Source organism: Variovorax endophyticus, from assembly GCF_025376855.1.
Taxonomy (GTDB): domain Bacteria; phylum Pseudomonadota; class Gammaproteobacteria; order Burkholderiales; family Burkholderiaceae_C; genus Variovorax.
This window is the reverse complement of record NZ_JAHUTH010000003.1, coordinates 1-25,079: the sequence shown is the minus strand read 5'-3', so window position 1 is coordinate 25,079 and position 25,079 is coordinate 1. Positions and strand designations below refer to the sequence as shown.

Below are 25,079 nucleotides of genomic sequence, written 5' to 3'. Positions count from 1 at the left end.
GATGTCAGTACTGGAGCTTCGCGCTGGCGCGCAACTCGTCGGCCGTCGCGCTGCCGAAGCCGAAGAACTCGAGGTAGGCCGGGATCATCTCGAACAGCATGTCGGTGCCGACCTGCACCGCGCAGCCCCTGGCGCGCGCCGCCTCGAGCAGCGGCGTGTACTCGGTCTTCATCACGACCTCGCCGACGAAAGTGCCGGCGTCGATGCGCTCGATGTCGAAGGGCAGCGGATCGTCGGCCTTCATGCCCAGCGGCGTGGCATTGACGATCACGTCGAAGCCCGCCGGGTCCTTCGAGCCGGTGGCCACCTTCAGTTGCGGATAGTGTTCGCGCAGCCGCCCCGCCAGCGCCTCGGCCGAGGCCGCATGCGCATCGAACAGCATCAGCTCGGCCGCGCCGGCCGCCGCGATCGAGGCCGCGATGGCCGAGCCCACGCCGCCCGCGCCCGACACCAGCACGCGCGCGCCCCGGAAAGGCCGGCCCTTGCGCTCCACGCCGCGCACGAAGCCCGCGCCGTCGAACTGGTCGCCCAGCAGCGTGCCGTCGGGCCGCTTGAGGATCGCGTTGCAGGCGCCCGCGATGCGCGCGGTGGGCGTGACCTCGTCGACCAGCGACATGGTCGTGACCTTGTGCGGCATCGTCACCAGCGCGCCGCGCAGGTTGCTGAAGCGGAAGATCTGCGCGAGGGAGGCCGCGTAGTCCTCGGGCTTCACGCCCATCGGTACCACCACCGCGTCGATGCCCTGCTGCTCGAACCAGGGGTTGTAGATCATCGGGGCCTTGAAGGCCTCGGTGGGATAGCCCAGGTGGGCGATGAGCGTGGTCTTGCCGGAAATCATGCGCGAAGCCAAATAAAAAAAGAGGTTCAGGCCGCGCCGTAACGCAACGGCGTGGCGATCTCGGCGCGCATCGCGTCGGGATAGACGATCTCGCGCAGGAAGTCCGAGTCGGCGCGCAGCGCCGCGGCCGCATCGGCATGGCCGAAGTAGTCGAAGTAGTGCGGCATCTGCTGGATCAGCATCTCGAAGCCGGCCTGCGCGTTGAGGCCGCGTGCACGCGCCGCGCGCACCAGCGGCGTGGGCTGGTTGCGCAGCAGGATGTCGAACAGCGCCGCGTGGCCATCCATGCGCGCCACGTCGACCGGCGCTGCATCGTCGTCGGTCAGGCCCAGCGGCGTGGCATTGACGACCAGGTCGTAGCCCTCGGGCGCGTTGCTGTCCACCGCCACCACGCGGGCGTCGAAGAAGGCATCGAGCTTGGCGGCCACGCCCGCGGCCTTGCCCGCGGAGCTGTCGTAGAAGGCGATGTACTCCGCCCCATCGACCGTGCCGCCCTCGGCCAGCGCCACGCCGATCGCCGCCGCACTCACGCCCGCGCCGAGGATCAGCACGCGCTTGCCGCGAAACGGAATCGCGAAGCGGTCGAGCGCGCCGATCAGGCCTTCGCCGTCGAACAGGTCGCCCTCGAGCTGGCCGGCCTCGGTGCGGCGCACCACGTTGACCGAACCGGCCACGCGGCCGAACAGGCCCGCGCCCTCGAGCAGGTCGACCACCAGCGGCTTGTGCGGCGGCGCGATCACCATGCCGCGCACATTGCGCGCGAGAAAGGCCGACTTGAAGAACACCGCGAAGTCGCGCACCGGCACCTGCATCGGCAGCAGCACCGCGTCGATGCCGAAGCGCTCGAAGGCGGCGTTGAACATGCGCGGCAGCCGCACATTGCGCACCGGGTCGCCGGGAATCAGGTAGGCCTGGGTGCTGCCGCTGATGGGGAGGCTCATGGGCGTCTTTCCGTTCGTCAATCGCTCGTTTCGAGGCTGGATGCCCGGCTTTATAGTCCTTTCGTCCCGAGCCTGCTGACGTCAGACGACCATTTCGTTCGATCATCGATCTTTCGAGATCGTCAATCGTTCAAACCTAGGGTTTTTGCCCACGCATCGGGCACTGCGGCCGGGCGGCGGCGCAGGCACACTCCCGGTCATGAGCAACGACGACCCACCCGCACCGCCCGGCCTCGACAAGCGCGACTGGATCGCCGGCCTGGAGCGCGGCGTGAGCATCATCGAGGCCTTCGACGACGCCAACCCGCGCCTCACGGCGAGCCAGGCCGGCCAGCGCACGAACATGACGCGCACGGCCGCGCGCCGCTACCTGCTGACCCTCCAGCACATGGGCTATGTGGCGAGCGACGGCAAGCTGTTCTGGCTCACGCCGCGCGTGCTGCGGCTGGGCCAGTCGTACCTCGAATCGGCGCGGCTGCCGCGCGTGGTGCAGCCCTTTTTGCAGCGCGTGGCCGCCGGCACCAACGAGATCGCCTACCTCAGCGTGATGGACGGCGACGAGGTGGTCTACATCGCGCGCAACGGCCCCAACCGCAGCATGAGCACCGGCTACGTGCTCGGCGCGCGCGTGCCCGCGCAGGTCACGGCCTCGGGCATGCTGATGCTTGCGCTGCGCGGCGACACCGAGCTCGACGAATGGCTCGCCACGCGCCAGCTCACCGTCTTCACCTCGCACACCATCGCCAGCATGGAACGCATGAAGCTCGAGCTCGCGCGCATCCGCGCCCAGGGCTGGGCGCTGTCCGAGCAGCAGCTCGACCTCAACTCGCGAGGCATCGCGGTGCCGCTGCGCGACCGCCACGGCACGCTGGTGGGCGCGCTCAACATCACGATGCCGATGGGGCACGAAAGCTCGGAGGACGCGGTGGCGCGGGTGTTGCCGGTGTTGAGGGAGACGGCGCAGGCGATGCGCAACTTGATCTAGACCACTGCCCGCAGCGCGCGCCGCGAGCTGCTCACGCCGGTCAGCACCTCCTGTCCCGCACTCTCCGCGCAATAGTCCAGCGCCTGCCGTAACGCCGTATCCACGCTGCGCAACGACAGTTCGAATCGCGCCGCCGCTTCCACCCGCGTCATCTCATCGATGCGCAACGCGATCAGCACCGCGCGATGGCGCCGCGGCAACCGCTCCATCGCCCGCTCCACCGCGGCCACATCGGAACGCGCCTGTGCAATCGATTCGGGCCCAGGCGCACGGTCGACCAATTCATCGAGCGCAACCTGCTCTTCCCCCGCGTACTGCCACGGCCGCAGGCTGCGCAGCCGGTCCACGGCAAGGTTGCAGGCCATGCGATGGATATAGGCCAGCGGGTTCTGCACGTCGTGCGCAAGACCCAGTTCGCCCAGTCGCATCCAGACCTCGTGCAGGCATTCGCTCGCGAGGTCGGGGCAGCCCAGGTGGCGCAGCAGCCGCCGCCGCAGATGCTCGTAGTTCGCGACCAGGATGGCCTGCAGCGCGGCACAACGCGGCGCCGGATCGGGCGGCTCGCCACAGGAGGCGTCGTCGAGGGAGTGGTCTGCAGTGCGGCACGGGATGTTCAGGCTCATGGCGGCTCCGTCTCGGTGTGCATCGGCTGACGAAAAGGGGCACGCTGCCGCCCCGCCCCCGGTTCACGGGAGACGGGACGCGAGTGCCGGATGGCGTGGGGCCTAACGGCCCTGCAAGGCGCGGCGTTCCTCGTCGGTCAGCCGTGCCACCTGCCGGGCATCGAACTGCCGGCCGTTGCCCACGAGCTGCACGGGGTTCGCGGGGTCGTAGCGCACCGCGCTGTCACCCGCGCGCCCGGCCGCGGGCGGCGGCGGGTTGCGGCTGCCGCCTTCGGCCGGCTCGTTGCCGAAGCCGAGCACGCGCACGGTGAACACCGAGGGCAATGCCTGGCGCGCCGCGGCGCGGTCGCGCTGCAGGCTCTCCTGGGCGGCCACCGCGGCCTGGGCCGCGGCCGCGCTGGCATTGGTCAGCGCGCCGACATTCACGGCCGCGACCACCGGCAGGCCCTTGGTCTCGCCCTTGACCTGGATGTTGTCGGCGTTGAGCACCTGCAGCGCGGCGATGTTGAGGTTGCCCGCCACGCGCAGGCCGGCATCGCCGGCATTCACGGTGCCGCTGGGCGCGACCAGGTCGACGTCGCCGTCGCCCACGGTGCCGATGCCGCTGCCGCTCATGTCCGACTTCTCGCGCACCACGGTCACGCCATCGAGGTCGGTGACGACCTCGGGCGCCGAGGGCACGCGCAGGGTCTTCGCGCCGCGGCCGGCGTCGATGTTGCCGACCGTGGACCAGATGATCTGGTCGCTGCCCTGCTTCGTCACCTCGGGCACGAAGGACAGGATGCGCGACTGGTTCACCGTGACATCGTCCTTGGCGAAGATGTCGATGTGGCCCGAGGCCAGCGTGACCAAGCCGTAGCCGGCCGGCACGGTGGCACCGAGCGCCGCCACCTGCAGTCCGCCGCCGGGCGTGAGCACGTTGATGTCGCCGCCGGCCATGGTGCGCAGCATCAGCGTGTTGGCCGCCACGTCGCCCTTCCAGTCCTTGCCCGGAAACAGCGTGTCGATCGCCGCATAGCCGCGGTTGTAGCCGCCGTTGCGCGGCAGGCCGCCGGTGCCCGGTTCGTTCTGGTCGCGGCCGGCCTCGCGCAGCTCGAGCAGGAAGGCCTGGCGCAGGAACTGCTGGCGCGCCGGCTCGGGCAGCGCCTGGAAGCGGGTCCAGGCCTCGAGCGGCGCGAGCGTCTCGCCGGTCATGTCCAACATGTACGACACCAGGCCGCGGCGCACGGTCTTCTCCTGCCCACCAGGACGCGTCTCGACCTGGTCCACCAGGTAGATCGGCACCTGCGTGCCGTCGGGCGCGCGGGTCTTGAGGTAGTCGGGCATCGAGGCCACGCGGGCCGGATCGAGGTAGGCGGCGGCGAAGGCGTCGTAGCCCACGGCGCCGTTGAGCCCGGCCATGGCGGTGATCGCCGCACCGTTCGCGGGCAGGCCGTTGACCTGGGTATCGGGCACCGGCCGGTTGTTGCGGTCGTAGCGCTGGTTGGCCAGCGTGCGCACCTGCAGGTTGTCGGCGTAGATGTCGCGCCCGGCCGCCAGCGTCAGCGTGCCCGGGCCCTGCATCTCGATGTTGCCGGTCAGGCCGGTGCCGGTGCCGTTGTCGCGATCGAGCGCCGCCACCCGCACGGTGGCCAGGATGTCGTTGCCCGCCTCCAGCAAGGTGGTGTCGGAGGCGCGCAGGTTGCGCCCCGCCACGCGCACGCCGCGGATGTCCTTGCCCGCGCGCACCCAGGTCTGTTCGTTGGCCTTGAGGTCGAGCCCGAAGATCGAGCCCTCGGCCGCATAAATGCGGCTGGGCTCGTAGTCGCCGGCCAGCGGCAGCACCGAGGGATTGCTCACGCTGCGCAGGTACGGGTCCTTGATGAAGGAGGCACCCGACCAGTTGATCCAGTTGTCGAGCATGTCCTCCATGTTCATCTGGCTGAAGGGCGAGCCGGCACCGGCGGGCATGGTCGGCGAGGGCATCATCGCCGGCGTGGCATAGGCCATCGCGAGCGGCGCCGCGAAGCGGATGTCGTTCTTCGCGGCCAGCGAGACGTCGTTGGTGGTGCCCGGCAGCACGTACAGCGGCCCCTCGATCGACAGCCCGCCATTGAGCGCCACCGCCGACAGCCGCGCCGGATAGCGGTTGCCGCCGAAGCCGACCAGCGTGTCGCGGTCGAAGCTGCGCAGCAGCACGTCGCGGAAGATGAACTCGTCGCGGTTGACGAAATGGATGTCGCCGCCGGTGGAGACCAGCTTCAGCGCGCTGCGGTCGGTGTAGCCGCTCATGTAGGCGCCGTAGTTGAGCTGCTGCCCGTCGGCGCGCAGGCCCTCGCCGTAGGTGACCAGCAGCGGATCGACCACCGTCTGCAACACCAGGTCGCCCGCGGTGCGCAGGCTCAGGGTGGCATCGCCGAGCGCGAGCACCGGCGCCACGCCGTAGCTGGTGCGCGTGATGCCGCCGACGCTGTCGTCGCGGCTCAGGGTCACGGTGCGCCCGACGGCGGTCTCGCCCGCGCGGATCTCGCCGGTGCCGCGCGCCACGTAGTACTGGCCGCCACGGATCGCGCCGCCGGCCTCGACCTGCATCGCGCCGCCGTTGCGCATCTCGACGCTCATCGCCTCGCCCGCCGAGAGCCCGCCGCGCACGCGCATGTTGGTGGGCAGCGCCACCAGCAGGTTGCGCAGGTCGCCGCCGGCATGCACCGTCACGTTGCCGCCGCCGAGCGCGCCCACGCCCTGCTGGAAGCGGCCGTAGTCGATCCACCAGCTCGACTGCTCGGTCGGATGGATCACGGGCCCGTACACGCCGTCGGGGCCCACGGCGTTCTCGCCGTTGGTGTACGGGCCGAAGTAGCGCTGCGCGTTCAGCGTGCCCTGCCGGTTGAGCCACTCGGTGAAGCGCTGCCCCGCGGGCGCGGCATCGATGCTGCCCTGCGCGCCGATGTCGAGGTGGCCACCGTCGACGCCGTAGCTCGCGTTCGGGTTGGCGGTGGTGAAGTCGCTCCACGCCGTCGTGTCCTTGCGGCCCGCGGTGTAGATCGCCGACTCCTTGTGCGCCAGCGTGAGGTCGCGCCCCGCGCGCAGCTCGAGGTCGCCGGTGCCGGTGCGCACCAGCTTGCCGGCGCCGTTGTCGGGTGCGGGATCGCTGTCGCTGGGCTGCGCCGTGTTGGCGGTGCCGATCACGACCGAGCCCTTGCCTTCGGCCTGCGCGGCCAGCGGCTTGAGCGCGAGCACGTTGGCCGAATCGAGGTCGCCGCCCGCCACCAGCCGCAGATTCCACGAGGCACCGGGCTGCAGCACGCCGCCGCGGTCCGCCTTGTCGAAGCCGTCGCTCAGGTGGCCGTTGATCAGCAGGTTGCCGCCGGCGCGCAGGGTCAGCGTGCCGTCGCGCGCGCCCGGCAGATCGGCGAACAGGTTCCAGTCGCCGTTGAGCGCGAGGTCGCCGGCGCTGCGGATCTCGATGCCCGGCATGACCGCGAGCCCGGTGCCCAGGCGGCCGGCGATCGCGCCGGCGGCGGCGCTGAAGCGGCGCGCATCGGCGATCGCCTGGGCCTTGACCGCATCGACCGTGCCGTCCTGCGCCTCGTAGCTGCTCGTGCCCTCGAGCACCGCCGAGCGCGCGCCCGTGACCGCGACGTTCAGCGCGCCGACCTCGATCTCGTCGTGGCCCGCGTTCTGCCGCGCGCGCAGGCGTACCTTGCCGCCCTCGTTGCCCGCCACGTCGATCTGGCCGCCGCGCAGCTCGAGCCGGCCGCCGGCCGCCTCGAGCGTGACGCGGCCGCTGCCGAGTTCGCCGGTCGCGCCGGCCAGCAGCTTGGCGCCGTCGCGCATCGCCACGCCGTTGCCGCCGGTGATGCGGATCGTGCCGCCATAGGCCGAGCGCGCGTCCACGGTGCCGGCGATGTCGATGCTGCCGCGGTCGGCGGTGAGGCCGAAGTCCTCGACCGTCGTGAGCCCGCCGAGCACCACGTCGCCCTGGCGGATGCGGAACTGGCGCGAGCGGTTGAAGCCGGCGTCGTTCAGGCGCTGGCTGAAGCCCGCGAAGTCGGGCAGCGCCTCGATGTCGAGCGAGAAGCTGCCGGCCTTGCCGCCGGCGCCGGCCTGCGCGGCGATGGTGCCGTCGAGCACCACGGTGCCGCCGTTCGACGCGGCCAGGCCCAGGGTGCCGGCGCTGCCGCCGCCCGCGTGTGCCGCCAGGCCGAGCCGGCTGCCGGCCTCGAGCCGGACGTCGCCGCCCACGGCCGCGAGGTCGATGCGGCCCGCGTCGGCGTATTCGGCCAGGTCGAAGAAGCGCTTGGCGAAGCCGCCCACGTCGATCCGGGCGCCCTCGCCCACCACCAGGCTGCCGCCGGTCGCCGTCATGCCGATGCTGCCGCCGAGCGCGACCGCGCGGCCGCCGAAGTCGATGGTCTTGCCGCTCAGGCTCAGGCGCGCGCCCAGGCTGTCCTGCAGGTCGGTCGGCGTGCCCGCGCCGGCCTCGCCGCCCGTCACGCGCAGCGCACCCTGGGTGGCGATGGTCTGGGCCGCGCCGCCGCGGCCGGTCAAGAGCGGCGTGGCCAGGGTCAGCGCCGCGGCGCCGGTGTCCACCGCGCCCGCGCCCTCGCCGACGATCTGGTCGCGCCCCGCCAGCGTGACCGCGCCGAAGCCGGTGAAGTCCTTGCGGCCCGCGCCCAGCACCAGCGTGCCGGCATCGAGCGTGAAGGCGCCGTTGCCGGTGCCGCTGCCGCCCGTGCCGCCGCCGCTGTTGATCAGCGTCACTGCATCGCCGCGGATCGTCACGTCGCCCGCGCCGCGGCCGACGAAGGCGGCGCCGTCGAAGGTCAGCGAACGCAGGCCGGCCGCGCCGAGGTCGAGCGAACGGTAGAAGTCGAAGTCCGAATAGCTGCGCAGGGTCAGGCGCTGCGAGTTCGCGAGCTGCGCCAGCGCGCCGCTGTCGAGCACCATGCCCTCGGTGCCGCCGCCGAAGCCGATGCGGCCGGCCGCCACCGACAAATCGGCGCCGGCGATCCGGGCCGAGCTCGCGAGCTCGGTGGTGCGCGTCGCGTCGATCAGCAGCGCGGCGCCGCCATCGACCAGCGCGCCCGCGCCGATCGTGACCAGGCCGCCGCGCGTGGTGTCCACGTTCTGGCGCAGCACCTGCACCGCGTCGCCCGTGGCCAGGCGCACCAGCGCGCCCCAGTCCTTCGTCGGCGAGGTGAGCACGTCGTCGGCCGCGTCCCTGGCGTCGATCACGCCGTCGCCGTTGTCGTCGAGGTTGCCGTCGGGATCGGTGTAGACCGCCGGCGCCTTCGGCTTCATCACCAGGTTGCCCGAGCCGCGGCCGCCCGCGCCCTTGGCGCGCACCCGGCTGCCGCCCTCGATCGCCACCTGCTCGCTGGCCGCGAGGATGATCTCGGGCCCGCTGAGCTCGGAGCCCTCGCCGTTGCGCACCACGATGTCGGTGGCCGTCACGTCGATCTCGAGGCCGAGCGCATTGCCCTGGCGCTTGCCGCCCACCAGCAGGCTGCCGGCGCCGAAGTTCGACAGGCTCGCCGAATCGATCACGAGGTAGCCGTCGGCCTGCAGGCCGGCCGCGTCCAGGCCGGCGCCGACGATCGCGATCTTGCCGCCCGCGATGTCGACCAGCCCGCCGCGGCCGCCCGCATCGGGCGCCGAGCGCAGCGTGCCGTCGAGCGTGAGCCGCTTGCCGGCATCGAACACCACGGCACCGCCGTCGCGCGGCAGCCGCGGCGTGACGACGTTCTGGCCGGTCAGCCGGTACTGCGTGAGCTTGAAGGCGTCGGACGAGAAGAAGTCGTTGGCCGTGGCTTCGTTGTATTCGGTGTACTTGCGCAGCGTGCCGCCCGACATCACGCGCCAGGCCGAGGCCTGCGCGTCCTGCTGGCCGCTCAAGGCATTGCCGCCGCGGCCCTGCATCACCAGGCTGCCGTCCGAGGCCAGCGTGGCCGGCGCCAGCGCGCCGCCCCAGGCCTTGCCGGTGGCCTGCACCGCGAAGGCGCCGGGCAGGAGCGCGAAGCGCGCGGGCAGCAGGTTGTACCAGCCGGCCGCCAGGCCCGGCCCGCCCGCGAGCCACACGCGCTGGCCCGCTTCGGCGGCGCTCGCCGGCGCGGTGGCGGTCTGGCCCGGCAGGATCGCGTAGGTGCCGGGCCGGTTCAGCACGTCGTACGAGCCGCCCGGCCCGGGCACGAACTCCCAGGCATAGAGATCGCCGCCACCCGCGATGTCCACGGTCGCGCCGCGCGCCAGCGCCACGTCGGGCGACTTCAGCGTGATGCGTTTCTCCGGCGGCGCGGCCAGCGAGCCGGCCGAGGGATTGGCCGCGTCCGCCGCCTTGGTGGGATCGTGCCAGTGCTCGTCGTTGAGCAGGGTGCCATAGGGCACGACCACGCCGGCGCCCGACACCGAGGTCAGGCTGTCGGCGCCCAGCGCGAGGCGCTCGCTCGCGGCCAGTTCGATCTGGCCGTGCGGCGCGCGCAGCACGCCGTTCTGCGCGATCGTCGGTGCCTCCAGGCGCAGGGTGCCGCCGGCCGACAGCGGCGCGTCGCCAGCCTCACCGAGCCGCTCGATGGCGATCGAACCGGTGGCGCGGATCACGCCGGTCATGCCGGTGCTCGGATAGACCTGGCCGGCCGCGAGCACCAGCTGCCCGTCGACGTCGAGGTTCAGCTGCAACCGGGTGTCGTCGTTGATCTGCTCGGGCAGCGCGCCGCCGATGCGGATCTCGCCGGCCTCGAGCCGCGTACGGCCGAAGCCGCCGATGCGCACCGTGCCTTCGGGCGACACGCCCGCCTCGTTGCCCGAGACGATCTCGATCAACCGGCCCGCGAGCTTCAGTTCGCCCTGGGCCTCGGGCACCTCGGCCACGAGCGAGGCCGAGGCCGGCCCCGGCACGGTCAGCAGCGTGAGGTGCGGCGCGCTCAGCGACGACGAGGTGTCGGCGTGCCCGAGGATCCGGCCCTGCAGCGAGATCGCCCGGCCCATCCTGATGTGCGCGTCGTCGAGGCGGATCGGCCCCTGCGAGGAATTCACCAGCGCGAGGTCGGCGAAGCCGCCGTTCGCGAAGGACCGCGGGCGCAGCGTCAGCGCGAAGGCCTGGCCCGGCTTCTGCATGATCTCGCGCAGCAGGTCGCCGCCGAACATGGCGTCGCGGAACAGGTCGAGCGCGGCCGGCGTCAGCCCGAACTGCGCCGGATCGAGCGCCCCGACCGGGCCGGGCGCCGGCAGGCGGTCGGACAGCACCAGCTCCTTGCTCTCCGAGAGCCGCGGCAGCAGGCTCGACGGAATGATCATCGTGCCCTCGACCTCGTAGCCGAAGCTGCGCAGGCCCGGCGCCCAGTCGTAGTCCAGGCCCTGGCGCCAGTTGTTGCAGGCGCCGTCGACGAAGAAGCCGAAGCAGTCCGGGTCCTGCAGCGTCTGGCTCAGGCGCTCCAGCGGCGAACCGCCGGGCGCGGCGGGCACGTCCATGTTGATCCGGATGCGTCCGCCGATACCGCCGGGGCCGCCCGCGTGGCCCACCAGCGTGCTCTCGATCAGGCCCTGGCCCTTGACCTGGATCAGGCCGCCGTCGCTGTCGAGCCGGATCTTCGGCGCCGGCTTCGGCAGCTGCGTGCCGTTGCGGCCGGTGTCGGCCACGCCGTCGATCTCGCCGGTGGCGCCCGACACGTCGATCAGCGCGTCCCGCTCGAGCCGCACCTCGCCGGCCTGGATGTCGACCGTGCCGCCGTCGCGCACCTCCCCCACCTGGCGGCCGCGGCTGTCGGTGGAGATCAGCGGCACGCCGCGCGCCAGCAGTTCGCCGCCGGAGCGCAGCGTGACCTGGCCGCCCGACAGCGAGATGCCGCCGGCCGGCGCGTCGAGGCGCCCGGCCACTTCGACCGTGCCGAGTTGGCCACCGGCGCCGAGCGACAGGCTGCCGCCGATGTCGGTGCGCACCACCGCACCCGCCCCGACCGAGATCGGGCCGTTGGCGGTGCCCAGCGACAGCGCCGCGTTCTTGCGCGCCGCGCGCTCCTCGGGCCGCAGCACGCCGATGGGCGCGGCCTCGGCCAGGCTGGCGCCGCCGGGCAGCTGGCGCCAGTCGAAGTTCGAGAGATCGAGGCTCGCGGCCTGCTGCGACACCGTCACGCCCTCGGGCACCGCGATGCCGCCCTCGCCACGCACCGCGACCGTGACGCGGCCGAAGCCGCGCTCGCCGTAGAGCGTGGGCGGCAGCAGCGTCACGAGCGGCTTGCCGGTCTCGGCATCGGTGGCGGCGCTGCCGCCGATCTGCACCGGCGACAGCACGTCGAGCACCAGGCTGCCCGCCGAACCGGCTGCGAAGGCGCGCAGGTTGAGCGCGCCCAGGTCGAGCTCGGGCGTCACGCCCACCAGCGTGACCGACCCCGCGTCGCCCACGCGCAGCGTGGGCAGGCCGTTCTTCGCGACGTCGACACGGCCGCCGCCCGAGACGTCGAAGACCGCCGCCGGGTCGGCCGCGATCTTCGCCACGCCGAGCGAGATCGCGCCGCCGTCGATGGCCCAGGCGCCGCTGGCCGGGCCTTCGCGCCAGGTGTTGAGCCACTGGCCGCTGGCATCGAGCCGGCCCTGCGCGCCGATCTCGAGCGCGCCGTTGCTCGACGACAGCCCGATGCGCCCGCCGGGCGCGCGGATCTGGCCGAAGATGCGGATGTCCCGGGTCGAGCCCTCGGTGCCCGCCACCGTCAGCGAGGCGCCCGGCGAGAGCTGCAGCGCCGCGCCGGCCGCGAGTTCGAAGTCGCCGTTGATGGTGTTGAGCACGATGCTGCCCATGCCCGAGCGGCTGAGCATGTCGTCCGACAGGAAGCTCAGCTTGCGCGAGCCCTGCTCGTCGGGCTTGAGTTGCACGTAGAAATCGTCGCCGAGCGTGGTGAGCGCGCCGAAGTCCTTCGCCAGCCGCTTCGGATCGTGGCTCACGATGATGGTGCCCGGCGACCAGGGCCGGCCGTCGGGCGTGTTCTCGCCGAGCTCGAGGCGGCCGCCGAGGCTGGCCGCGGCCTTGGCCTGCGGCCGGTCGCCCGCCACCACGCCGCCGAGCATGTCGCCCTCGAGCACCATCGCGTCGCCCGCGTAGATGCGCAGGTCGCCGGCCTTGCGGCCCTCGGTGTAGCCCGCCTCCTTGTAATTGGCGCCGATCAGCGGCGAGCGCCAGCTCTCCTTCACGCCCCAGCGCGCGTGCTCGCTCGCGTACTCGCCCGCGATGCCGGTGTAGGTGATGTCGGGCAGGGCCTTGTCCATCGTGTGCACGCGGCCATCGGCGCCCATGAGCTTGGTCGTGGTGTTCATGCCGTCGGAATAGCGCACCGAGCCGCCCGACACGTCGAGCACCGAGCCCGCGCGCGTGATCACCGCGCCGCCCGCGCGCAGGTTGATGCTGCCCGCGCTTGCCGACAGCTCGGCCAGGTCGGTCTTGCCCACGCCGACCCAGCCCGACACGTCGGCCAGCGGCGTGCCGACCCAGGCGCCCGGCACCAGCGTCTTGCCGTCGGGCCCGGTCACCCATTGCACGCCCGTCATCGGGCCGGCGTCGAACATGCCGTTGGCGCGCCGATCGACGATCACCTTCTTGCCGCGCAGCCAGGAGTCGAGCAGCAGCGGCGAATCGCGCAGCTCGTTGATGCGCAACTCGGCCTCGACGAAGTTGCGCGACATGTCGACCTGCATGCCCTGCAGCCCGGCCACGCTCAGGAAGGCATCGCTGTCGATGTAGATGCGGCTGGCGTCGCCGAGGCTGCCGGGCTTGAAATACGGCAGTTGCGTGAACATCGGGTTGACCGCCGACTCGGCCGCGATGGTGCCCGCGGGCACCAGCACGCCCGCCTTTGGCCGCACGTCGATCAGCTGGCCGTACAGGGCCACGCGGCCCGGCTGGTAGCGCGTGGCGAGCGCCGAGGCCTCGATCTCGCTGCGGTCGCCCGCATCGGGCAGCACCTGCGCGAGACTGCCCTCGCCCAGCGTGAGCGTGCCGGCCGACCAGTTGACCAGGTCGTCGACGCCGTCCGAGTACATGTGCGTGCCCAGGCCCCAGGCGCGCAGCAGGATCGAGCCGCTGCGGTTGTTGAGCGCGGTGGTCGCGGCCAGCACGCCCGACTGCCGCACGTCCTGCGCCTGCAGCGTGATGTTGCCGCGGTCGGACTGCACGGTGCCGGTGTTCACCACCTCGTAGCCCACGGACTTGGCGCGCGCCGCCATCTCGGGCATCACCACGTCGCGCAGGCTGTTGACGAAGTTCGCGTCGCCATACACCGGCACGAGCTTCAGCGCGCCCTGCACCTGGCCACCGGTGAAGGCCCAGCCCGGCACGGCCGACACCGCCACGTCGAGGCCGCGCGGCGCATTCGGGTCCTGGGTCGAGGGCGTCTTGAGGTAGACGTTCTCGCCGGCCGCCAGGATCACCTGGCCGTCGGGCGCCGTGATGTGGCCCGCGTTGCGCACCTTGGGCGCGAACAGCATGACCTTGCCGCCCGACTCGACCGCCAGCCGCGCGCCGGCGTCCACGCGCACCTCGCCCGGCGCCGCGCCGGGATCGAAGCGGTCCACGCCGCCCATGCGGTCGGGCGCGCCGCCCTCGCCGGGCACGAAGCCCGAGGGGCCGTAGACATCGGGCTTGATCGCGGTGAACAGGCCGAACTGCGGAATCGCGAAGTCGTTGCCCTGGCCGTCGAACTTCTGCGGGTTGTTGATGCCGAGCTTGAACTGCTGGTCCGACAGCGCGAGGCTCGAGGCGACCAGCGACCGCGTGTTGACCTGGCTGGTGCCGTTGAAGACGATGCCGTTGCGGTTGATCAGGTAGACCGAGCCGTCGGCCTTGATCCGGCCCGCGATCTGGCTCGGCCGGCCACTCGGGTCGTTGATGCGGTTCAGCGCGATCCATGCATTGCTGCCGTCGGGCAACGCACCGCCGGCCTGGTCGAAGCGCACCGTGGTGTTGCGGCCCACGTTGAAGCTCTCCCAGTTGAGGATCGCCTTGTCCGCCGTCTGCTTGATGTCGACCTGGGTGCGTCCGCCCGCGGCCGTCTGCACCGGCGCGTTGGCGTTGAGCCAGCCTGCGGTGAGGCTGTTGGTGTCGACCGCGAGCCCGCCGGGCGCGAGGCCCTCGGGGATGTCTGTGCCGTCGTTCTGCGCCGCCTGGCGCGCGGCCGCCTGCGCCGCCTGCTGGGCGGCGATGGTGCGCGCCGCCATGTCGAGGTTGCCGATCGAGCGCCGCAGCTCGTCGCTGGCGCGCTGCTGTCCGGCCGGGTTCGTCAGCATCGACGCGGGCATGCCGTTGGGCAGCCGGCCCGTGGCCGCGGCCGCGCCCTGTACGGTGGTCTTGTTGGCGAACCAGGCGCCGCTGAAGGCGCGCTGCGCCTGCGCATCGGCGAGCGCGCCATTGGCGACCAGCGTCACGGCAATGGCGCGCGCGATCGGTGCCATGCGAAAGCGCCTCCGGGCCGGCTGGTTGGTCGATGGGGTGCTTGCGCCCAGGGATCCGCGTGTGCTCATGAGAAGTGCTTGCCCGAAAGTGGAGGTCGTGGAGTTCCGCGCACCGGGGGCGGTGCGCTGAATTTCCGGTGCGCTAAGACGAACGGGCCGCGCGCAAACCCCCAACTTTTTTCGGTGCGCCGCTTCAGCTCAGCAGCAGCAGCCCGCCGGGCAGCGATCGCGCGCGCAGGCCGAAGGTGTGCTCGAGCTGCGCCAGCGCCGAATCGAGCGAGGCCAATCGGAAGCGGCCGCTGACGCGCTTCTCGCCTGCGGCGGCGTTCACCAGCAGCACGCGGCCCGCGCGGTAGCGATCGATCTCGGCCAGCACCTCGGCCAGCCGCGCCTGGTCGAACACCAGCTCGCCGCGCCGCCAGGCCGACACCTTGTCGAGCGCGACGCGCGCGATGCCGCTGAGCGAGCGCGCGTCGTACACCGCCTGCTGGCCGGCCTGCAGCGCGCGCACGCCGGCCGGATGCTCGATGCGCAGCGCGCCCTCGATGCAGGTCACGCAGACCTTGCCGTCGAGGTGCCGCACCTCGAAGCGCCCCGCGTGCGCGAGGCTGCGCCCGGCGCCGGCCACCACGCCGAACGGACCACCCTCGGCCAGCAGGTCGATCGCGGCCTCGCCCGACAGCAGGTCGATGCCGGTGAACTGTCCCGCGACACGCTCGCGACGGATCCGGGTCTGGGTGTTGAGCGTCACCTGCACCCGCGAGGCCAGCGCCAGCGTGCGCTGCTCACCGACACCGGTGCGCTCGTCGGCCACGCTCTCGCCCGCCGCGGGCCAGAGCCCGCCCGACGGATAGGCCACCACCGCCACGCCGGCCACCGCGGCGGCGCTCACGGCAGCGCCGAGAAAGGCGCGACGCCCGAAGCTCCGGCCCTGCCGCGCGCGCTCGTGCGCCGCGGCCGCCGCCGGGCGGGTGCGCAGGTACTCGCCGCTCACGGGCCGCAGCGCCGCCCAGCGCTGCTTGACCTCCTGGAAGGCCGCGCGATGCGCCTCGCTGGTATGGAGCCAGCGCTGGAAGGCCTCGGCGTCCGAGGCCTTGACCTCGCCCGAAGCGAGCAGGCGCAGCCAGACGCGCGCCTGCGCCGGCAGCGCGTCGCCCGATGTGTCGCGGTCGTCGGCCGATGCCCTCATGGCTTCATGCGGGCCAAGGCCGGTGCGCCGCGGAAACGATGGAAAAGTGCTTCACCCATCCAGACGAACGGCGCCACGCCAAACCCCCAACTATTTTTTGTCATGGTTCATCCGCGCATCGAGGAAGTCGTGGGCGCGCTTGAGTTCGTGCTCGACCACGCGCACCGAGAGTCCCAGCCGCGCCGCCACCTCCTTCTGCGGCAGCCCTTCCCAGCGCACCAGCATCAGGATCGTGCGGCGGCGCTCGGGCATGCGGTCGATCAGCTGCAGCAGGCTCGTCACCTCGGAGCGCAGTTCGGCGGTGCGCGCCGGGCCCGGCGCCGGGTCCGACAGCTCCATCAGCGACTGCACCTCGTCGATCGACAGCGAGCGGCTCTGGCGGCGCTGGATGTCCATCGCGATGTTGACGGCCACGCGCACCAGGTAGCTGCCCGGGCTCTGGATCGCGTCTTCTTCCTCGCGGCTCTGCAGCCGCAGCCAGGTGTCCTGCAGCGCGTCGCCGGCCAGGTCGCCGTTGCCCAAAAGCCGCGTCACGCGCCGCTTGAGGCTGGCGTAGTGCCGCGACAGGTAGTCCGACAGGATCGGGCGTGCATCCTCGGTCATGGCCGGTTCCCGCAGCGCGGCGCGTCGGGGTCGGCGGGGTCGCGCGGCAGCAGCACCAGGGTCAGCGGCTGCGCCATCGCGGGCGGCGGTGCGCGGCCCACGCGCACGCGCTGCAGGGCCTCGCGCACCGCCGCGTCGCGGCGCGCATTGCCGGTCGAGGTCAGGAGACGCGGCTTCTGCAGCGCGCCCGCCGCATCCACCTCGAAGCGCAGCAGGGTGCGGTAGTCGCCAGGCGCGGTGCGCGCATCGGCGCACAGGGCCTGCCAGACGCGTGCCTGCACCCAGGCGCCGTAGTCGGTGTCCACGCCCTCCGCTGGCTGGCGCGCCGCCAGCGCGCGCGCATCGACCGGCCTCAGCACGAAGGCATCGGCCGGCCCGTCGCGCGTGCGTTCGGCGGCCAGGCCCGTGCCTTCGAGCAGCAGGCGCAGCGCGGTTTCGGGGGCGTGATGGCCGCGCACGGCGGCCGAGGTGCGACCGCTCACGGCCGCGCTGTCGAACAGCGCCGGGCGGCCCGACTGCATGGCATAGCGCTGCAGCGCCGCGGCCAGGGGCTGCGCCGCGATGTCGAAGTCGACGCCGCTCGCTGCGGCCTCGGGCAGGGCGGCCGCGTCATCCACGCGCGCCGCGTCGCCATCGGCGGTCGCGGCCCACGCGGGCAGCCAGAACCCGCACAGCAGCGACAGCGCCAGGGCATGGCGCCGCCCACGGGCGGCGAGCGGGCGCACCCTGCGAGGAGACGAATCGGGCCGGCAAGGTGGGTGCGCCATTCTGGAAGCCCGCCATCGTGGCGCCCGAATATGACGTCGGTGCTACACCAAAGCATTCCTGCCGCCCGGCAGCGCAGGCGCGGATCGGGCAATATCGCCGGCTCGCCCCGAGGGGCCGGCCACCGGGCCGAAGCGCCCTCTTCCCGTATTCCAAGCAAGAAAGGCCCTCGCCATGACCTCCCTCGCCGACTTCCCGATCACCCAGAAGTGGCCCGCCCGGCACCCCGAGCGGCTGCAGCTCTACTCGCTGCCCACGCCCAACGGCGTGAAGGTCTCGATCATGCTGGAGGAGATCGGCCTGCCCTACGAGCCGCACCTCGTGAGCTTCGGCAGCAACGACCAGATGTCGGAAGCCTTCCTCTCGCTGAATCCCAACAACAAGATCCCCGCGATCATCGATCCCGACGGCCCGGGCGGACAGCCGCTGCCGCTGTTCGAGTCGGGCGCGATCCTGTTCTACCTGGCCGAGAAGACCGGCAAGCTGCTGAGCACCGACCCCGCGAAGCGCTACGAGACCCTGCAATGGGTGATGTTCCAGATGGGCGGCATCGGCCCGATGTTCGGCCAGCTCGGCTTCTTCCACAAATTCGCCGGCAAGGAGTTCGAGGACAAGCGCCCGCGCGACCGCTACGTGGCCGAATCGAAGCGCCTGCTCGGCGTGCTCGACAAGCACCTGGCCGGCCGCGAATGGATCATGGGCGACGACTACAGCATCGCCGACATCGCGAGCTTCCCGTGGATCCGCAACCTGATCGGCTTCTACGAGGCGCGCGAGCTGGTCGGCTTCGACAGCTTCCCGAACGTGGCGCGCGTGCTCGAGCGCTTCGTGGCGCGGCCCGCCGTCATCGCGGGGCTGACGATTCCGAAGGCCGCCTGAGGCCGGCTCCCGCCATCGCCGCCGGGTCGACGAGCCGGTCGTATGCGTCGCCGTCGATCAGTCCCAGCGCGATGGCCGCCGCGCGCGGCGCGATGCCGCGCGCGAGCGCCTCGCGCGTGATGCTCGCCACGCGGTCGTAGCCCAGCACCGGGTTCAGCGCCGTCACGGCCAGCAGCGCGTTGTCGACGTTCGCCGCCAGCCGCTCGCGCTCGGGCTCGATGTCCTTCACCAGCCGCTCGGCGAACACGCGCGAGGCATCGGCCAGCACGCGGATCGACTGCAGCAGGTTCTGGATGATCAGCGGCTTGGCCACGTTGAGCTCGAAGCTGCCCGAGGCGCCCGCCATGGTGATGGTGAGGTGGTTGCCCATGGCCTGCAGCCCGGCCTGCACCACCACCTCGGCGATGGTCGGGTTGCGCTTGCCCGGCATGATCGAGCTCGTGAGCCCGTCGTCCGGAATGCGCAGCTCGCCCAGGCCGCAGCGCGGGCCCGAGCCCAAGAGCCGCAGGTCGTTGGCCATCTTCACGAGCGAGGCCGCGAGCACGTTGAGCGCGCCCGACACCTCCACCAGTGCATCGTGCGAGGCCATGCCCTCGAACTTGCTGGGATTGGGCGCGAAGGCGATGCCGCAGAGCGCGCCCAGTTCCTCGCAGAAGGCGGCATCGAAGCCCGGCGGCGCATTGAGCCCGGTGCCCGCCGCGGTGCCGCCCTGGGCCAACAGCTGCAGGCGCGCGAAGGTGGCGTCGATGCGGTCGATGCCGTGGCCGACCTGGCGCGCGAAGGCATCGAAGCTCTGCCCCAGCGTCATCGGCACCGCGTCCATCAGGTGGGTGCGCGCGATCTTGAGCACGTCCGCGAAGGCCTCGGCGCGTTCCTGCAGGCGCTGGCGCAGCAGCTGCAGCGCGGGCCGCAGGCGCTCGCGCAGCTCGAGCGCGGTCGCGATGTGCATCACGGTCGGAAAGCTGTCGTTCGACGACTGCGAGGCGTTCACGTGGTCGTTGGGATGCACCGGCGACTTGGTACCGAGCGGCTGCCCCAGCAGTTCGTTCGCGCGGTTGGCGATGACCTCGTTCGCGTTCATGTTGGTCTGCGTGCCCGAGCCCGTCTGCCACACCGTGAGCGGAAAGTGATCATCGAAGCGGCCGTCGCGCAGCTCGGCCGCGGCCTCGACGATCGGCGCCGCCTGGGCCGCGTCGAGCGCGCCGCAGCGCAGGTTGGCGCGCGCCGCGGCCATCTTCTGCAGGCCGAAGGCATGGATCAGGCAGGCCGGAAAACGCTCCTCGCCGATCTCGAAGACCCCCAGCGCGCGCTGGGTCTGCGCGCCCCAGTAGCGGTCGGCCGGAATCTCGACGGGGCCGAAGGCGTCGCGTTCGATGCGCATGGCGGTCATGGCAGTCATCGCGTCAGGCCCGCGCGGGATGGGCGTCGACGGGCGCCACGCCGTCGTCGAGGTCCTGGTCGGCCCGTGCGGTGTCGGGGTAGCGCTCGGGGTAGAGATGGCGCTCGGCCTGCTGCGCGTCGAAGGTGCCCGACCATTTGGCGACCACCACGGTGGCCACGCTGTTGCCGATCACGTTGCAGGTCGAGATGGCCATCGACAGGAAGCGGTAGACGCCGAAGATCACCGCCAGGCCCTCGACCGGCAGCAGCCCGGTCGAGGTGACGGTGGCCGCGAACACCACGAACGAGCCACCCGAGACCGTGGCCGCGCCCTTCGAGGTCAGCAGCATCAGCAGCAGGATGCCGATCTGGTGGTCGAGCGTGAGCGGCACGCCGTAAGCATGCGCGATGAACATCACGCCCATGGCCATGAAGATCGAGGTGCCGTCGAGGTTGAAGGCATAGCCCGTGGGCAGCACCAGGCCCACGGTCTGCTTGGCGCAGCCCAGGCGCTCGAGCTTCACGAGCAGGCGCGGCAGCGCGCTCTCCGAGGAGGCGGTGCCCAGCACGATCAGGATCTCGTCCTTGATGTAGCGCAGGAAGCGCCACAGGCTGAAGCCCGCGAACTTCGCCACCAGCCCCAGCACCACCGCGATGAACAGCACGATCACCGCGTAGAAGCTCAGCACCAGCTGCGCCAGCGCCACCAGCACCGCCGAGCCGTTGCTGCCCACCGAGTAGGCCACCGCGCCGAAGGTGCCGATGGGCGCGAGCTTCATCACCAGGTTGATGAAGGAGAACAGCACCTCCGAGACGATATCGAGGCCGCCGTTGATCTTCTCGCGCCGGCTCTCGGGAATCGCGAGGATGCCGATGCCCACCATCACCGCCAGCACCACCACCTGCAGCAGCTCGCCCTTGGCGAAGGCGCCGACGAAGTTGTCGGGCACGATGTGCGCCATGAACTCGAGGAAGCCCTGCGGCGCGGCGGCCTTCACCGCCGGTGCCGCGGCCGCGCCGGCCACCGAGGTCATGCCCTTGCCGGTCTGCAGCAGGTTGCCCGCGAGCAGGCCGATGACCAGCGCGATGGTCGAGATCACCTCGAAATACACCAGCGAGCGCCAGCCCACGCGCCCCGCGCTGCGCACGTCGCCGGCCGAGGCGATGCCGTGCACGATGGTGAGGAACACCAGCGGCGCCACGCCCGCCTTGATGAGCGAGAGGAACATGTCGCCGAGCAGCTTGAGCTGCCCCGCGAACTTCGGGAACAGGAAGCCGACCGCGATGCCCAGCAGCAGCGCGACCAGCACCTGCATGCCGAGCCTTCGGTACCAGGGCTGCTTCTTCGGCGGTGCGACCAGGGTGGAATCGTTGAGCATGGTTGTCTCCTTGGGTGCCCGGGCTCAGCCCCGGACCTGCGCGGACAGCGCCAGCGCGCGGTCCACCATCCGGGGCGCGAGGCCCAGGTAGTTGGAGGGGTCGGTCAGGCGATCGATGGCCGCGCGGTCGAAATGCGCCGTGACTTCGGGCAGCGCGGCCAGCGCCTCGGCCAGCGTGCCGCCCTTCTCGTTGACGGCGCGGCAGGCGTCGTAGACCACATCGTGCGCCTGCTGGCGGCCGATGTGCGGCGCCATGCCCATCATCACGGCCTCGGCCACGATCAGGCCGCGGCTGATGCCCAGGTTGTGCTTCATGCGCGCCTCGTCGACGATCAGTCCGCCGAGCGCGAACTTGGCCTGGTGCAGCGCGCCGGCCGTGAGGATGAAGCTCTCGGGGATCGCGATCCACTCGGCATGCCAGGGGCCGGTGGCGCGCTCGAAGTCCTGCACCATCGCATCGACCATCAGGCCCGCATGCTGGCGCACCGCCTTCGAGGCCGCGAGCATCAGCTCGCTCGAGATCGGGTTGCGCTTCTGCGGCATGGTGCTGCTCGCGCCGCGTCCCTTGACGAAGGGCTCGTAGACCTCGGCGAACTCGGTCGAGGCCATGATCATGATGTCGAGCGCGATCTTGCCGAGCGAGCCGGTGACCAGCGCCAGCAGGTTCACCGCCTCGGCAAAGCCGTCGCGCGCCACGTGCCAGGTGGTCGCGGGTACGCCGAGCTTGAGCTCCTCGGCCATCGCCGCCTGCACCTCGAAGCCCTTGTCGCCCAGCGAGGCCAGCGTGCCGGCCGCGCCCGCGAACTCGACCACGGCCACGCGCGGGCGCAGTTCGGCCAGGCGCTGCTGGTGGCGGTCGAACATGGCGAGCCAGATCGCGACCTTGTAGCCGAAGGTCACGGGCAGCGCCTGCTGCAGGTGCGTGCGCCCGGCCATCGGCGTGTCGCGGTGCTTGCGCGCGAGGTCGGCCAGGATGCCGCGCAGCTCGCGGATCTCGGCGTCGACCAGGTCGAGCGCGTCGCGCACCTGCAGCGCGACGGCCGTGTCCATGATGTCCTGCGTGGTCGCGCCCCAGTGCACGTAGCGGCCCGCGTCGCCGCACATGGCCACCAGCTGGTGCACCAGCGGCAGGATCGGGTAGCCCACGATGTCGGTCTCGTGACGCATGTGGTCGAAGTCGATGCGCTCGATGCGCGACTCGCGCGCGATGACCTCGGCCGCGTCGGCCGGGATCACGCCCACCTTCGCCTCGGCGCGCGCCAGCGCGATCTCGGCGTCGATGTAGCGCTGGATCAGCGCCACGTCGGAGAACAGCGCGCGCATAGCCGCCGTGCCGAAGGCATCGCGGAAAAGGATCGAATCGACGACGGTGCTGGCCATCGGAAGGGAGGCGGAGGACATGGACGGGCCTTGATATGTTCGGACATATTTAATTTAATATGTCCGGACATATGAATGAATAGGGTTTACCCTTAGGTCAAAATCGGGGCCACCATGAACAAGCCGCGCTTCACCGACATCGCCCAGGAACTGAAGGAAGGCATCGCCTCGGGACGCTTCCCGCTGGGCTCGCTGCTGCCGACCGAACTCGAGCTGCGCGATCACTACGGGATCAGCCGCCACACGGTGCGCATGGCGCTGCAGGAGCTGCAGGACGCGGGCCTGGTGTCGCGGCGCAAGAACGTGGGCACGCGCGTGGAATCGACGGTGGCGCGCATGGGCTTCCAGCAGTCGCTGGCCTCGGTGGAGGACCTGATGCAGTACGGCGCCGCCCACCTGCGCCTGGCGCCCGAGATCGACACCATCGCGAGCAATGCCGCGCTGTCGCGCCTGCTCGGTTGCGAGGAAGGCACGCGCTGGCTGCGCATCTCGAGCCTGCGCATGGAGGAAGGCCCGCAGGGCCTGCCGCTGGGCTGGACCGACATCTACGTCGACACCCAGTACGCCGCGCTCGAGGCGTTGGTGCGCGCCGCGCCCGACACGCTGGTCAGCGCGCTGCTCGAGCAGCACTACGGCCTGCGCGTGGCCGAGATCGTGCAGCAGGTGCGCGCGGTCGATGCCTCGGCGGCGATGGCACGCAAGCTGCGCATCGAGCCCGGCAGCGCGACCTTGCAGATCCTGCGGCGCTACCTCGATGCCGAGGGCGAGGTGCTCGTGAGTTCGGTCGCCACGCACCCGGGCGAGCGCTTCTTCATCACCACGCGCCTTCAACGCGCGAAGGGTTGAGCCCGCGTCGTCGTCGGCTCAGTGCGCGGCCAGCTCGGGTTCCGAGGCAGGCTCGCGCGGCACTTCGTAGAGATGGAACGGCGGCACGTCGGGCCGGCTGCGCTGCAGCAGCGGCTTGGCGACGTTGTAGACCGGCGTGCCGTTGATGGTGCGGCCCTCGAGCGTGCCGCGGTGCGCATGGCCGTGGAACACGGCATCGATCGGGTAGCGCAGCAGCGGCTCCTCGAGCCGGCTGCTGCCGAGGAAGGCGAAGATCTCGCTCGGCTCGCCCTGCACCGTGCCCACGATCGGCGCGTAGTGCAGCATCGCGATGCGGCGCCGGGTGCGCAGCTTGGCCAGCGCCGACTCGAGCTTCATCGCCTCGTTGAGCGCCTCCTGCACGAACATCTTGATCGCGGGCTCGCCCCAGGCGCCGAGCGAGGCGCGGCCGAAGCCGCCCGCGAAGCCCTTGACGCCCGCGATGCCCACGCCCTCGATCTCGCAGGCCGAGCCGTCGAGCATGCGCACGCCGATCCGCGTCAGCGCCTCGTTCACCACCTCGGGCGTGCCCGACTCGAAGTCGTGGTTGCCCAGCACGGCGACGATGGGAATCGAGAGGCCGCTGAGTTCCTCCGCCAGCACCCGGGCCTCCTCGGCGGTGCCGTAGTCGGTCAGGTCGCCGCACAGCAGCAGCGCGTCGGCCTCGTCGGCGGCCTGCGCGAAGAAGTCGCGCAGCGAACCCGCGGAGTCCTTCTGCACATGGATGTCGCCGACGGCGGCGAAACGGACGTGGGTGGATGATTTGGGGGTAGGCATGCAATGCACCGTGCGCCCCGCCGCCGGGCGCCGTCATCGGCCTCATCCCGCTGCGCTTGTAGGCGCCCGTCTGACATTCGATGGGGTCCTTTGCCCCTGCCCTGCCGTCGGCGCGGCGGCATTCACTGCGTGCATGACGCCCTCCACCATGCTCGCGCCCTCGCTCGAAGACGAAGTCGAGCCGCGGGTGGCCGATTTCTACCGGCGCGCGCTGCGTGCGCTCGACGAGGCCGGCGTTCCGTTCCTCGTCGGTGGCGCGTTCGCGCAGGCCTGCTACACGGGCATCCGCCGCTCGACCAAGGACCTCGACCTCTTCATCCGCCGCGAGGACTACGAGCGCATCGCGCAGGTCGCGCTCGCGCATGGCTGGCGCACCGAGATGACTTTTCCGCATTGGCTCGGCAAGGTCTACGACGGCGAGGAGTTCATCGACCTGATCTTCAATTCGGGCAACGGCCTCATGCCCGTGGACGCGCGCTGGTTCCACGGCAACTGCCGCGCCGACGTGCTCGGCGTTTCCGTCTGCGTCGCCAACGTGGAGGACTGCCTGGTGTCGAAGGCCTTCATCATGGAGCGCGAGCGCTACGACGGCGGCGACATCGCGCACCTGCTGCAGGTCAACGCGCAGCGGCTCGACTGGCCCGGGCTGCTCGAGCGCTTCGGCGCGCACTGGCGCGTGCTGCTCGCGCACCTCACGCTGTTCGGCTACATCTATCCCGCCGAGCGCGACCACGTGCCCGGCTGGGTGATGACGCTGCTGATGAGCCGCCTCGCCGGCGAGCTGCGCGCGACGGCGGCCCCGGGGGACAACGTGTGCGCCGGCACCCTGCTCTCGCGCGAGCAGTTCCTGCACGACATCGAGCGGCTCGGCTATGTCGATGGACGCCTCACGCCCGCGAGCACGATGACGCCCGAGGACATCGCGGTGTGGACCGAGGCGATTCCCGCGCGGGCCGAGGCCCAGGACGGGAAACCCCTGGACTGAGCGATCTCACCACTTCACGCGAACACCCACCCCCGCATTGACCGAGCTGCCCACGCGAGCCACGCCACCCGATGCC

Annotated in this window: 15 protein-coding genes; 4 read left to right on the top strand and 11 right to left on the bottom strand. The window is 71.6% G+C overall.

From position 1 onward, the window contains the following. Nucleotides 1–4: 4 nt before the first annotated feature. Nucleotides 5–838, bottom strand: a complete 834-nt coding sequence (locus tag KV106_RS04830; protein ID WP_261206633.1) for a shikimate dehydrogenase family protein — start codon at nucleotides 836–838, stop codon at nucleotides 5–7. Nucleotides 839–864: 26 nt separating this feature from the next. After that, the gene (locus tag KV106_RS04825) at nucleotides 865–1,779 is read right to left on the bottom strand and encodes a shikimate dehydrogenase family protein (RefSeq protein ID WP_261206631.1); all 915 of its coding nucleotides are present in this window, start codon (nucleotides 1,777–1,779) and stop codon (nucleotides 865–867) included. A 199-nt stretch (nucleotides 1,780–1,978) separates the two neighbouring features. Between KV106_RS04825 and KV106_RS04820 the strand changes: the two genes are divergently transcribed. Then, nucleotides 1,979–2,764, top strand: coding sequence for an IclR family transcriptional regulator domain-containing protein (locus KV106_RS04820; protein ID WP_057596426.1), 786 nt, complete (start codon nucleotides 1,979–1,981; stop codon nucleotides 2,762–2,764). On the opposite strand, the gene KV106_RS04815 is transcribed toward KV106_RS04820, so the two are convergent. The 5 genes from KV106_RS04815 to KV106_RS04795 all read right to left on the bottom strand — a co-directional run bounded on the left by KV106_RS04815 (nucleotide 2,761) and on the right by KV106_RS04795 (nucleotide 17,319). Beyond that, on the bottom strand, nucleotides 2,761–3,387 hold the full coding sequence (locus KV106_RS04815; protein ID WP_261206627.1) for an RNA polymerase sigma factor: 627 nt from the start codon (nucleotides 3,385–3,387) through the stop codon (nucleotides 2,761–2,763). The two genes, KV106_RS04820 and KV106_RS04815, sit on opposite strands and share 4 nt — an antisense overlap. Nucleotides 3,388–3,489: 102 nt before the next feature. Beyond that, nucleotides 3,490–14,802, bottom strand: a complete 11,313-nt coding sequence (locus KV106_RS04810; protein WP_261206625.1) for a filamentous haemagglutinin family protein — start codon at nucleotides 14,800–14,802, stop codon at nucleotides 3,490–3,492. Nucleotides 14,803–14,995: 193 nt separating this feature from the next. Next, nucleotides 14,996–15,991 carry a FecR family protein gene (locus tag KV106_RS04805; protein WP_261206623.1) on the bottom strand — a complete coding sequence of 332 codons (996 nt, stop codon included), beginning with the start codon at nucleotides 15,989–15,991 and terminating at the stop codon, nucleotides 14,996–14,998. Between the two features lie 90 nt (nucleotides 15,992–16,081). Continuing rightward, entirely contained in the window at nucleotides 16,082–16,594 is a 513-nt protein-coding gene (locus KV106_RS04800; RefSeq protein WP_057597401.1) for an RNA polymerase sigma factor, read from the bottom strand. After that, nucleotides 16,591–17,319 (bottom strand): secretin and TonB N-terminal domain-containing protein, encoded by a 729-nt coding sequence (locus tag KV106_RS04795; RefSeq protein WP_261206621.1) that lies wholly within the window; start codon nucleotides 17,317–17,319, stop codon nucleotides 16,591–16,593. The genes KV106_RS04800 and KV106_RS04795 overlap by 4 nt, the downstream gene beginning before the upstream one ends. A 214-nt stretch (nucleotides 17,320–17,533) precedes the next feature. On the opposite strand from KV106_RS04795, the gene KV106_RS04790 reads away from it, so the two are divergent. After that, nucleotides 17,534–18,238, top strand: a complete 705-nt coding sequence (locus KV106_RS04790; protein WP_057597399.1) for a glutathione binding-like protein — start codon at nucleotides 17,534–17,536, stop codon at nucleotides 18,236–18,238. Here the strand turns inward: KV106_RS04790 and KV106_RS04785 are convergent. From KV106_RS04785 to KV106_RS04775, 3 genes are read right to left on the bottom strand one after another with little or no spacing between them, the layout of a single operon-like run. Then, nucleotides 18,204–19,628, bottom strand: a complete 1,425-nt coding sequence (locus tag KV106_RS04785; RefSeq protein WP_261206618.1) for a class II fumarate hydratase — start codon at nucleotides 19,626–19,628, stop codon at nucleotides 18,204–18,206. The genes KV106_RS04790 and KV106_RS04785 overlap by 35 nt on opposite strands. A 13-nt stretch (nucleotides 19,629–19,641) precedes the next feature. Beyond that, nucleotides 19,642–20,997, bottom strand: a complete 1,356-nt coding sequence (locus KV106_RS04780; RefSeq protein WP_057597397.1) for a cation:dicarboxylate symporter family transporter — start codon at nucleotides 20,995–20,997, stop codon at nucleotides 19,642–19,644. Nucleotides 20,998–21,021: 24 nt separating this feature from the next. Further along, a complete protein-coding gene (locus KV106_RS04775; protein ID WP_261206615.1) occupies nucleotides 21,022–22,398 on the bottom strand; it encodes a class-II fumarase/aspartase family protein in 1,377 nt (458 codons plus the stop codon). 93 nt (nucleotides 22,399–22,491) lie between these two features. On the opposite strand from KV106_RS04775, the gene KV106_RS04770 reads away from it, so the two are divergent. Beyond that, nucleotides 22,492–23,223, top strand: coding sequence for a GntR family transcriptional regulator (locus KV106_RS04770; protein ID WP_209542800.1), 732 nt, complete (start codon nucleotides 22,492–22,494; stop codon nucleotides 23,221–23,223). Nucleotides 23,224–23,241: 18 nt separating this feature from the next. Here the strand turns inward: KV106_RS04770 and KV106_RS04765 are convergent, their stop codons facing one another. Then, nucleotides 23,242–24,018, bottom strand: a complete 777-nt coding sequence (locus KV106_RS04765; RefSeq protein ID WP_261206609.1) for a metallophosphoesterase family protein — start codon at nucleotides 24,016–24,018, stop codon at nucleotides 23,242–23,244. Between the two features lie 133 nt (nucleotides 24,019–24,151). On the opposite strand from KV106_RS04765, the gene KV106_RS04760 reads away from it, so the two are divergent. Beyond that, on the top strand, nucleotides 24,152–25,003 hold the full coding sequence (locus KV106_RS04760; RefSeq protein WP_261206607.1) for a nucleotidyltransferase family protein: 852 nt from the start codon (nucleotides 24,152–24,154) through the stop codon (nucleotides 25,001–25,003). Nucleotides 25,004–25,079: the final 76 nt, after the last annotated feature.